We start from the raw sequence: 11,576 nt of genomic DNA on the forward strand, positions 1-11,576 counted from the left end.
GCCCAGCCGCACGTCCAGGTTGTTGATCGTCTTGGCCTTGATCTCCTGAGGCTTCGGCAGCATGCCCACAGGGTGTCCCAGAGCTTGAGGCCCTGGTCGGCGGTGGTGTAGATCTCCCAGCCCAGTTCGCCGACGTAGGACAGGCGCATGACGGTGACGGGGACGGAGCCGATGTAGGCGCTCTTGGCGCGGAAGTACTTGAGGCCGTCCTTGGAGAAGTCCTCGTCGGTGAGGGGCTGGAGGACCTCGCGGGCCTTCGGGCCCCACAGGCCGATGCAGCAGGTGCCGGGGGTGATGTCGCGGACCTGGACGGTGCCGTCGGCGGGGAGGTGGCGGCTGAACCAGTCGAGGTCGAGGTTGCCGTTGGCGCCGACCTGGAAGAGGTCGCGGGCGAGCCGGGCGACGGTGACGTCGCTGCGGATGCCGCCGTCGTGGTCCAGGACGAGGGTGTACGTCACCGAGCCGACCGACTTGGCGACCTTGCCGGTGACCAGGCGCTCCAGGAAGGCGGCGGCGCCGGGGCCGCTGACCTCCAGGCGCTTGAGGGCCGTCATGTCGTACATCGCGACGGTCTCGCGGGTGATCTGGGCCTCGGCGGCGACGATCGGCGACCAGTACTGGGCGGCCCAGTCGTTCGGCGTGGTGATCGAACGGCCTTCCACACGGCCCGCGTTGGCCTCGTACCAGTGCGGGCGCTCCCAGCCGTTCGCCTCCAGGAAGAACGCGCCGTGCTCCCGCTGGCGGGCGTGGAAGGGGCTGGTGCGGATCGGGCGCGGGTCGCCGGAGGGCTGGAGGGGGTGGAGGATGTCGTAGACCTCGACGAAGTTCTGGCAGTCGCGGGCCAGGACGTACTCCGGGGAGAGCTGGTGCGGCTCGAAGCGGTTGACGTCGCACTCGTGGAGGTCGAAGGAGGAGCAGTAGCCGTCGACCAGCCATTCGGCCATGGCCTTGCCGACGCCCGCGGAGTGGGTGACCCAGACGGCCTCGGCGACCCAGAAGCCCTTGACGTCCGGGGACTCGCCGAGCAGCGGGAAGTTGTCGGTGGTGAAGGAGAACAGGCCGTTGATGCCCTCCTCGACCTTGGCCTCCTGCGTCGGGGGGAGCAGGGACTGGGTCTCGGCCCAGGCCGGCTCGAAGTCCTCCTCGGTGAACTTCAGGACCGAGGGCATCTCGTCGGCCTCGTCGAAGGAGAGGATCTCGTCGGCGGTGATCGGCATGGGGCGGTGGCCGTAGTAGCCGATGCCGATGCCGTCGAAGCGGTCGCGGTAGTAGAGGTCGGCGTCCTGGTGGCGCAGGATCGGGCGGACCGCCTCCTCGGTCTGGCCGGCGAGGGCGGGGATCGGGCCGGTCCAGGCGAGCTGGTGGGCGAGCGGGGTCAGCGGGAGGCTCATGCCGGCCATGCGGGCGATCTTGGGGCCCCAGATGCCGGCGCAGCACACCACGATGTCGGCTTCCAGGTCGCCCTGGTCGGTGCGGACGCCCGTCACCTCGCCGTCGTTCTGGAGGATGTCGAGGACCTCGTGGCGGGGCAGGAAGCGGACCCCGCGCGCGGTGGCCCGGCGGATCTGCGCCTCGACGGCGAGGACGGCCTTGGCGAGGCCGTCGGTGGGGATCAGGAGGCCGCCGAGGACCTTGCCCGGGTTGAGCAGCGGGTGCTGCTCCACGCACTCCTCGGGGGTCAGCAGCCGGGCCTCGACGCCCCAGGCGGTGACCCAGCCGTGGCGGCGCCGCAGTTCGGTCAGGCGCTCGGGGGTGGTGGCGACTTCGAGGCCGCCGACCTGGAGGAAGCAGGGCTTGCCGTCGACGTCGAGGGAGCAGAACTTCTCGACGGTGTAGCGGGCCAGCTCGGTCATCGTCTTGGAGGAGTTCGTCTGGAAGACCAGGCCCGGGGCGTGTGAGCTGGAGCCGCCGGTCGCCGGGAGCGGGCCCTGGTCGACCACGGTCACCTCGGTCCAGCCGCGCTCGGACAGCTCGTCCGCGAGAGCCGCGCCGACGACGCCCGCTCCGATGACGACCACTCGGGGTCCCGCCATTGCCGCACCTCCGGTTCAGTTGCTTTCTACGCAACATGATTCAGGTTGCGCAACTCAATGTGCCTGCCCCGCAGGTGGGTGTCAAGAGGGCCGAGGACGCCGGAAGAACGCCTGGAAAAGCGGGGGAAAACAGGGATGCCCGGAGGGCGGCGCGCGTCCTGGCGCACCGCCCTCCGGGCATCGGTCACCCGCCTACTTGATCCAGGCGTCGACCTTGTCGCGGTTGGCGTCGACCCACTTCTTGGCGGCCGCCTCGGGGGTCATCTTGTCCACCGCGATGGACTTGGCGACCTCGTTCTGGTCGTCGTTGGTCCAGTTGAAGTTCTTCACCAGGTTGTAGGCGGGGCTGCCCGACTTGGCGAACTTCGCGCTGACGATCTTGTCGAGGTCGTACTCGGGGTAGTCGCACGCGATCTTCTCGGCGTCGGCGTCACAGCCCGCCTTGTACGCGGGCAGGTTCACCTTGACGAGCGGGACCTCGGAGAGGAACCACTGCGGCTCGTAGAAGTAGCCGATCACCCATTCCTTGTTCTTCTCCGCGTTGCGGTAGGCCTGGATGAGGGCGGTCTCGCTGCCCGCGTACACCACCTTGAAGTCCAGCTTCAGGTTCTTCACCAGCGCCTCGTCGTTGGTGACGTACGACGGGTCGCCGTCCAGGAGCTGGCCCTTGCCGCCCGACTCGGAGGTCTTGAACTTGGCGGCGTACTTGTTGAGGTTCTCCCAGTTGGTGATGTCCGGGTGGGCCTTGGCCAGCCACGGCGGCACGTACCAGCCGATGATGCCCTTGTTGCCGGTCGAGCCGGCCTCCACGGCGGTCTTCTGCTGGGTGATGTACTTCTTCTTCAGGTCGTCGTGGCCCCAGTTCTCCAGGACCGCGTCGACCTCGCCGGTGCCGAAGCCCTGCCAGGCGATCTCTTCCTTCAGGTCCTTCTTGTTGACCTTGCACTTCAGGTCGTTCTCGGCGACGTACGCGACGACCGCCGCGTCCGCCTCGTAGCCGACCCAGGGGTTGACCGCGAGGTTGAAGGTGCCGCACTTGCCGGAGCTGCCCGCACCGGCCGCGCTGCTGTCGTCACCGACCTTGGCGCCGCTGCACGCGGTGAGGGTGAGGCCGAGGACCGCTATGCCGGCCGCGCCGGCCCGCCAGTGTCTTGCCATGGTGTGGTGCTCCTTATTCATGCGCTGGTGCGGCGAGCCGCTGCCTGAGTGATCCGGTCGAACATGACACCGAGCAGGACGATGGCGAGACCCGCCGCCAGTCCCTTCCCGTACAGCTGGCCCTGCGAGAAGCCGGCCACGACGTCGTAGCCGAGGGCGCCGGCGCCCACCAGGCCGCCCACCACGACCATCGCCAGCACGTAGATCAGACCCTGGTTGGTCGCGAGGGTCAGGGCGCTGCGCGCCATCGGCAGCTGAACCTTGGTGATCAGCTGCCAGGTGTTGCAGCCGGCCGAGGTGGCCGCCTCCACCGTGGTCGCGGGTACGTTGCGCACCCCGTCCGCGATGATCTTGATGGCGACGGGGGCCGCGTAGACGATGGCGGCCACGATCGCCGTGAACCGGGTCGCGCCGAACAGCGCGAGGAACGGCACGAGGTAGACGAACGGCGGCATGACCTGGGCCGCGTCCAGGGTGGGCCGCAGCATCCGGTCCACGAGCATGCTCCGGCCCATCCACACGCCGAAGACCACGCCCATCAGCATCACCAGGACGGTGGCGACCAGGGTCGAGGCCATCGTCGTCATCGCGTCCGACCACACCCCGGTGCCGACCAGCAGGCCCAGGCAGAGGGCCGTCATGATGCCGGCGCGCACCCCGCCGAGGACCACGGCGAGCGCGATCAGCACGGCCGCCACCAGCCACCACGGGGAGTCGGTGAGCAGCGACTGGAAGGGGTTCAGCAGCCCGTTGGTGAGTGCGTCCCGGATGGCGTTGGTCAGACCGGACAGGTTGTCCTGCACCCAGGTGGTCGTGGAGTCGGCGGCCTTGGCGATGGAGCTGCCGACGTCGCCCTCGCCCGGGAACTCCGCCGCCCACACGAACGTGTGCGAGAGGTAGACCAGGACGGCGGTGACGGCCGCGCCCGCGCCGAGCAGGGGCCGCCGCCAGGCGAGGAAACGGCTCCCCGAGTTCTGGGCGGTCTCCGCGCGGGCGCTGGCCGCGGTGGTGACCCGGTCCAGGACGATCGCCAGGACGACGATGGACAGGCCCGCGTTGAAGGCCGTACCGACGTCGAGGGACTGCAGCGCCTGGACGACGGTCTTGCCGAGGCCGGGCGCGTCGATCAGGGCGGCGATGGTCACCATGGCCAGGGCGGACATGATCGACTGGTTGACGCCCATCACCACGGTCCGCTTGGACATGGGCAGCAGGACCTTCAGCAGGGCCTGCCAGCGGGTCGCGCCCAGCGAGTCGGCCGCTTCCACGGTGGTCTCGGGCACCGAGCGGATGGCGTGGGCGGTGATGCGGATCGCGGGCGGGGCCGCGTAGATCGCGGTGGCGATCACCGCGGAGGCGCCGCCGATGAGGAAGAACAGGGTCAGCGGGGCGAGGTAGACGAAGGTCGGCATCGTCTGCATGAAGTCCAGGAACGGCGTCACGGCCCGGTTGAACCGGTCGGACAGGCCCGCCCACACGCCCAGCGGGATCGCGAAGAGCAGCGCGACCAGGACCGCGGAGACGGTCAGCGCCAGCGTGTCCATGGACTCCTGCCACAGGCCCTGGAGGCCGAGGAAGGTGAAGCCGGCCACCGCGAGCAGCGCGACCCGCCAGTTGCCGACGGCCCAGGAGACGTAACCGGTGATGCCGACGACACCGAGCCAGCCGATCTGCGGGACCGGGCGGTCGCCGGAGGGCTGCGAGATCAGGTCCTGCACGAAGGTCACCAGGGAGTCGATGACCAGGCGGATCTCGTTGAAGAAGTACAGGAAGAGCGGGTTGGAGTTGCGGTTCGCGCCGATCGAGTCGTTGACGTCGTTGAACCAGCGGTGCAGGTCGGTCAGGTCCGCCGCCGCCAGGGTCAGCGTCTGTTTCCCGCGCAGCACGGCGAAGAGCACCAGCCAGACGACGAGGATCGCGCCGACCACCATGGACCGGCTGATCCTGCGCTCGGTCCTGGCCGGTGGGGCCTCTTCGACCGTCCCGGTCTCCTGGGGTTTCTCCACGGCGACGGTCATCACGCGCCGCCTTCCTGCCCGGCGACCACCGCGAGGATCTCCTCGTCGCCGACGATGCCGAGCAGCTTGCCGTTCTCGACGACCTTGACGGGCTTGTCGGCCGCGAGCACCGCCCGGGTGGCCTCCTTGACGACGACGTCCGGGCCCAGCTCGGGACCGTCCAGCTCGTCGCCGTCCTCGATCGGCCGCATGATCCAGCGCAGGGTCAGGACGTCACCGCGCGGTACGTCCTTGACGAACTCGCGGACGTAGTCGTCGGCCGGGGCGCCGACGAGTTCGTCGCCGGTGCCGCACTGCACCATCTTGCCGTCCCGCATGATGAGGATGCGGTCGCCGAGCTTGAGCGCCTCGGAGAGGTCGTGGGTGATGAAGACCATCGTCTTGTGCACCTCGTGGTGCAGCCGGATGACCTCGTTCTGCATGTCGCGGCGGATCAGCGGGTCGAGCGCGGAGAACGGCTCGTCGAAGAAGAGGACGTCCGGGTCGCCCGCCAACGCCCTTGCCAGGCCCACGCGTTGCTGCATACCGCCGGAGAGCTGGCTCGGGTAGGAGTTCTCGTAGCCGGCGAGACCGACCAGTTCGACGACCTCCATGGCCCGCCTGGTCCGCTCGGACCTGCTCATGCCGCGGATCTCCAGGCCGAAGCCCACGTTGTCGACGACGCAGCGGTGGGGCAGCAGCCCGAAGTGCTGGAAGACCATGGAGAACTTGTTGCGGCGCAGTTCGCGCAGCCGCCCGGCGTCCGCCTGGCGGATGTCCTCGCCCTCGAAGACGACCTCGCCGGAGGTCGGTTCGATGAGCCGGGTCAGACATCGCACCAGCGTGGACTTGCCGGAGCCGGACAGGCCCATGACGACGAAGACCTCGCCGGGGGCCACCTCGAAGTTCACGTCGCGTACGGCGGCGGTGCAGCCGGTACGGTCCATGAGCTCGCGGCGGGTGAGACCGCACAGCTCCTCGGACTGCGGCACCTGGTCGGCCTTGGGCCCGAACACCTTCCACAGCTTGCGCACGGAGATCACCGGCGTGCTGTCCGACTCCTGGGACGTGCCGCGCCGCTGCGGCACGTCGGTCTGCGTTGGGGTCACGATCGACCTCTTTTCGGCGTTCAGCCGCGGAACCAGAGCTGCGGCCGGGGTTGGATGTTCTGCCAGATGTGTTTGGGCTCGCGGTACTCGTCCAGGCCGGTCGGGCCCAGCTCCCGGCCCACGCCCGAGTGGCCGAAGCCACCCCACTCCGCCTGCGGTACGTAGGGGTGGTAGTCGTTGATCCACACCGTGCCGTGGCGCAGCCGCCGGGCGACCCGCTGGGCCTTTCCGGCGTCCTGGGTCCAGACAGCGCCGGCGAGTCCGTACTCGGTGTCGTTGGCGATGCGCACGGCGTCGTCCTCGTCGGTGAAGCGCTCCACGGTGAGCACGGGGCCGAAGGACTCCTCGTGCACCACGCGCATGTCCTGCCGGCACTCGTCCAGGACGGTCGGCGGGTAGTAGTGGCCGTTCGCGAGGGCGGGGTCGGTGGGACGCTCACCGCCGCAGCGCAGGACGGCGCCCTCGGCGAGGCCCGCGGCGACGTACGCCTCGACCTTCTCCAGGTGCTGGGCGGAGATCAGGGCGCCGGTCTCGGCGTCGGGGTCGAAGGGCCCGCCGAGGCGGATCTGGCGGGCGCGCCGGACGACCTCGTCGACGAAGCGGTCGTGCAGGGAGTCCTCGACGATGAGGCGGGCGCCGGCCGAGCAGACCTGTCCGGAGTGCAGGAAGACGGCCGTGAGAGCGAAGTCCACGGCCGTCTCGAAGTCGGCGTCGGCGAAGACCACGTTGGGGTTCTTGCCGCCGAGCTCCAGCGCCACCTTTTTCACGGTCGCCGCAGCCGTCGCCATGATCCGCTTGCCGGTCTCCAGGCCGCCGGTGAAGGAGACCAGGTCGACGCGCGGGTCCTCGGAGAGCGCGGCGCCCACCTCGGGCCCGGTGCCCAGCACGAGGTTGGCGGCGCCGGCCGGGAGACCGGCCTCCTCCAGGGCCCGCATCAGCAGGATGGAGGTGGAGGGGGTCAGCTCGCTGGGCTTCAGGACGATCGTGTTACCCGCGAGCAACGCGGGCGCCACCTTCCAACTGGCTTGCAGCAGCGGGTAGTTCCAGGGGGTGATCAGCCCGCACACGCCGACCGGCTCGTAGACCACGCGGCTGACGGCGTCGTCCCGGCCGGTGTCGATCACGCGCCCGGCGTCGGTGCCGCCGAGTCCGCCGTAGTAGCGGAAGCAGGAGACGACGTCGGCGATGTCGTACTCGCTCTCCACGAGCCGCTTGCCGGTGTCCAGGGACTCGGCGCGGGCGAACTCCTTGGCGTCGCGCTCCATGATGTCGGCGGTGCGCAGCAGCAGGGCGCCGCGCTCGCGCTCGGGGGTGTGCGGCCAGGGGCCCTCGTCGAAGGCGCGACGGGCGGCGGCGATCGCCGCCTCGGTGTCGGCACGGGTTCCTTCGGAGACGGTCGCCGAGAGCGTGCCGTCAGCGGGGCAACGGATCTCGCGGCGGCCTCCGGCCACCGGGTCCTGCCACGCACCGTCCAGATACAGATCTGCCACGCGCCCAGCCCTTCAACCGAAATGCGTTGCGCATCGTGCATTCAATTGCTTGTGGTGGAACACCTTGGCGAATGTGCAGACATGCGTCAAGGGGTTGGCCGGTGACGATTTCACAAGGGCCCATCGGCCCTTATGCGGCGGCCTTCGGCGCTTCGTATACGACCTGGAGCGCGCGCTCCGCCGGTCAGTGGAGGGACCGGAGGAACGCCGACAGCGCCGCCGTCAGCTGCGCGGGAGCGTCCTCCTGTACGAGGTGTCCGGCGCCGCCGATCGGCTCCCACCGCGCGTCGGGGATCAGGCCGGCGAGCTCGCGGCCCTTGGCCATCGGGATCCAGGTGTCGTCCTCGCCCCAGCACACCAGCGCGGGCACGGTGATCTCGCCGTAACGATCCTGGATCTCGTCGGTGAAACGCTGGTCGGCCTGGGCGATCTGCCGGTAGAAGGCGGGCTGCCCCGTCTCGCCCAGCCAGGGCTCGACTAGCCGGTCGAGGACAGCCGGGTGCAGGCCCGGGCTACTCGCCGACGAGACGTACTCGCGCACCAGCGCGCGGTGGAGCGCGGGCGGCAACTGCCCGAAGACGCCCGCGTGTTCGCCCACGAGCCGGAAGAACGGCGACCCCCACGGCCGGAGTGCCACCGGATCGACCAGGGCGAGGGCGCGGTAGGGCACGCCGTGCAGCAGGTGCGCGCGCAGGGCCACGGCTCCGCCGAAGTCATGGGCGACCACGTGCGGCGCGTCGAGGCCCCAGTGGCTCACCAGATCGGCGAAGACGCGGGCCTGGGCGGCGAGGGAGACGTCCTGGTCCGGGGCCTTCTCCGAGGTGCCGTAACCCGGCATGTCCCAGACGTACACCTCGTGGTCGCGGGCGAGGGCGGGGGCGACGGCTCGCCAGACGTAGGAGGAGAAGGGGGTGCCGTGCAGGAGGACGACCGGTGGGGCGTCCGTGGGGCCCAGCCTGTTCCAGCGCACCTCGCCGGAGGGGCCGGGGAAGGCCCGGGGCAGCCGCCAGTCGTCCACTGTCATCGGTCTCCTCGTTCAGCCGCCCAACCGGTCCAGCAGCGTACGACGCCACCGCTCCGTCTCGGCGATCTGGTTGAACGTGAACAGATGCAGACCGGCCACGCCCGCGGAGGGCGCCGTGAGGGCATCCCCCGCGCGCGTGAGCAGTTTCTCGGGGTCGTAGCCGCCGGGCGCGGCGAACCGCACGAACCACGAGGCGTGCTTCGTCAGGAAGCGCGTCGACTCCCCCACCCCGATCTTCGTGGCCATGGCCAGCAGCTTGGTCCGCTGCACGGGGCCCGCGACCCCCACGTGCACGGGCAGGGTGACGTCCCGGCGCCGCAGCCGCGCGATCCACTCCCCCAGCACCCGCGGGTCGAAGCAGAGGTTGCTCACGATGTACGTGGCGTGCTCGCGCTTGTCCCACATCGACTGGATGGTGATGTCGTCGTGGATGAGCGGATGGCTCTCGGGATAGCCGGTGACACCGACACGGGCGAACGGCCGGCCCAGCTCGGTCAGCCGACGCAGGACCGGCAGCGCGCCCTCGTAGGCGCCCGCGGGCGGGTCGGCGTCGCCGGCCGGGACGAACACGTCGTCCACCCCGGCCGCGCGCAGCCGGTCCGCGACCTCCTTCAGGTGCACCTCGTCCCGCAGCAGCCGCGCGGGCACGTGCGGGACGACCCGGTAACCGGCCACGGCGAGCCGCTCGCTGAGGGCGAGCGTCGGCTCCAGTCCCTTGACCGGCGACGCCGTCACGGTGACGACGACGTCGCGCGGCACATGGGCGAGCACCTTCTCCTCGGTGGCCCCGGCGGGCAGCACCTCGTAGCGGACGCTGTCCAGCAGCGTCCGTAGCCCGGTGGCGGCCAAGGTCTACCCCGCCTGCTTCTGGGCGTCGCGGTGGCGGTAGAAGGCGGCCTTCGACGGTGCGAGGGGCTCCTTGCCCAGGATCAGGTCGGCGGCCTTCTCGGCGACCATCATCACCGGCGCGTAGATGTTGCCGTTGGTGACGTACGGCATCACGGACGCGTCGACGACGCGCAGCCCCTCGACGCCGTGCACCCGCATGCTCTCGGGGTCGACGACGGCCAGCTCGTCGGTGGCGGGGCCCATCTTGCAGGTGCAGGAGGGGTGCAGGGCGGTCTCGCCGTCCTTGGCGACCCAGGCGAGGATCTCCTCGTCGCTCTCCACGGACGGTCCGGGCGAGATCTCGCCGTCGTTGTACGGCGCGAGCGCGGGCTGGTTCAGGAGCTTGCGGGCGACGCGGATCGCCTCGACCCACTCCCGGCGGTCCTGCTCGGTGGAGAGGTAGTTGAAGCGCAGCGCGGGGTGCTCGCGCGGGTCCTTGCTCTTGATCTTCACCGAGCCGATGGCGTCGGAGTACATGGGCCCCACATGTACCTGGTAGCCGTGGCCGCCGGCCGGTACGGAGCCGTCGTAGCGGACCGCGATCGGCAGGAAGTGGAACATCAGGTTGGGGTAGTCCACGTCGTCGTTGCTGCGGGCGAAGCCGCCGGCCTCGAAGTGGTTGGTGGCGGCCGGGCCCTTGCGGAAGAGCCACTGGAGCCCGATGAAGGGGGCGCGCCACTTCGCCAGATACGGCTGCATGGAGACGGGCTGCTTGCAGGCGTACTGGATGTACACCTCCAGGTGGTCCTGCATGTTCTCGCCGACGCCGGGCAGGTCGTGCACGACGTCGATGCCGAGGGCCCGCAGTTCCTCGGCGTTGCCGACGCCGGAGAGCTGGAGGAGCTGCGGGGAGTTGATCGCGCCGCCGCACAGGATGACTTCCTTGGCGCGCACCTGCTTCAGGGCGCCCTTGCCGCGCTGGTACTCGACGCCGACGGCCTTCTTGCCCTCGAAGAGGACGCGGGTGACCAGGGCGCGGGTGGTGACGGTGAGGTTGGGCCGCTTCTTCGCGGGCTTGAGGTACGCCTTGGAGGCCGAGAGCCGGCGGCCGCGGTGGACGTTGCGGTCGAACTTGGCGAAGCCCTCCTGGCGGAAGCCGTTCACGTCGTCCGTGGGGGCGTAGCCGGCTTCCTCGGTGGCCTTCTGGAAGGCGGTGAAGAGCGGGTTGGTCGCCGGGCCGCGCTCCAGGACGAGGGGGCCGTCGTGGCCTCGGAACTCGTCGTCCGGGTCGGCGGCCAGGCAGTTCTCCATGCGCTTGAAGTACGGCAGACAGTGCGCGTAGTCCCAGGTCTCCATGCCCGGGTCGGCGGCCCAGCGCTCGTAGTCCAGGGGGTTGCCGCGCTGGAAGATCATGCCGTTGATGCTGCTGGAGCCGCCCAGCACCTTGCCACGGGCGTGGTAGACACGGCGGCCGCCCATGTGGGGCTCGGGTTCCGACTCGTACTTCCAGTCGTAGAACCGGCTGCCGATGGGGTAGGTCAGCGCCGCGGGCATGTGGATGAAGACGTCCCACGGGTAGTCGGACCGGCCGGCCTCCAGGACCAGGACCTTGTTGGCCGGATCCGCGGAGAGTCTGTTCGCCAGTGCACTGCCGGCCGAACCGCCGCCGACGATGACGAAGTCGTACTGCAGGGGAGCCATGGTGCCTCGTCTCGCTCGCGCCGTAGATACGCGACGCATGCTAGCCGCAGTAGCGTGATACGCACCAGGTTGCGACAAGCGCAACTTGCAAGGTTTTGGTTCCGGCTGTGTTACCTACGAGGGCATCGCCTTCTTCACCCGCGTGACGACCTCCCAGCAGGCCGCCCGCCGCTTCACCCAGCTGGTCGACTCCACGACCGTCGCGGTCAACGCCTCCACCCGCTTCACCGACGGCG

Annotated in this window: 8 protein-coding genes; all 8 read right to left on the bottom strand. The window is 69.9% G+C overall.

Features of this window, described 5'->3' with window-relative positions:
* Window positions 1-2,033, bottom strand: a 2,033-nt coding sequence (locus ABZ896_RS49685; protein WP_360945082.1) for an FAD-dependent oxidoreductase, incomplete at its 3' end; no start/stop codon positions are given.
* Between the two features lie 192 nt (window positions 2,034-2,225).
* Window positions 2,226-3,191, bottom strand: coding sequence for an ABC transporter substrate-binding protein (locus ABZ896_RS49690; protein ID WP_360945085.1), 966 nt, complete (start codon window positions 3,189-3,191; stop codon window positions 2,226-2,228).
* A 17-nt stretch (window positions 3,192-3,208) separates the two neighbouring features.
* Complete coding sequence (locus tag ABZ896_RS49695; protein WP_360945088.1) at window positions 3,209-5,209, bottom strand: ABC transporter permease subunit; 2,001 nt, start codon at window positions 5,207-5,209, stop codon at window positions 3,209-3,211.
* The gene (locus ABZ896_RS49700) at window positions 5,209-6,297 is read right to left on the bottom strand and encodes a glycine betaine/L-proline ABC transporter ATP-binding protein (protein ID WP_360945091.1); all 1,089 of its coding nucleotides are present in this window, start codon (window positions 6,295-6,297) and stop codon (window positions 5,209-5,211) included. The genes ABZ896_RS49695 and ABZ896_RS49700 overlap by 1 nt, the downstream gene beginning before the upstream one ends.
* 20 nt (window positions 6,298-6,317) lie before the next feature.
* Window positions 6,318-7,787 (bottom strand): aldehyde dehydrogenase family protein, encoded by a 1,470-nt coding sequence (locus tag ABZ896_RS49705; protein ID WP_360945094.1) that lies wholly within the window; start codon window positions 7,785-7,787, stop codon window positions 6,318-6,320.
* Between the two features lie 184 nt (window positions 7,788-7,971).
* Window positions 7,972-8,805 carry an alpha/beta hydrolase gene (locus ABZ896_RS49710; protein ID WP_360945103.1) on the bottom strand — a complete coding sequence of 278 codons (834 nt, stop codon included), beginning with the start codon at window positions 8,803-8,805 and terminating at the stop codon, window positions 7,972-7,974.
* 18 nt (window positions 8,806-8,823) lie between these two features.
* On the bottom strand, window positions 8,824-9,660 hold the full coding sequence (locus ABZ896_RS49715; protein WP_360945097.1) for a 5,10-methylenetetrahydrofolate reductase: 837 nt from the start codon (window positions 9,658-9,660) through the stop codon (window positions 8,824-8,826).
* A 3-nt stretch (window positions 9,661-9,663) separates the two neighbouring features.
* Complete coding sequence (betA, locus tag ABZ896_RS49720; protein WP_360945100.1) at window positions 9,664-11,340, bottom strand: choline dehydrogenase; 1,677 nt, start codon at window positions 11,338-11,340, stop codon at window positions 9,664-9,666.
* Between the last annotated feature and the right edge of the window lie 236 nt (window positions 11,341-11,576).

It is taken from the genome of Streptomyces sp. NPDC047072 (assembly GCF_040643855.1).
Classification (GTDB): Bacteria; Actinomycetota; Actinomycetes; order Streptomycetales; family Streptomycetaceae; genus Streptomyces.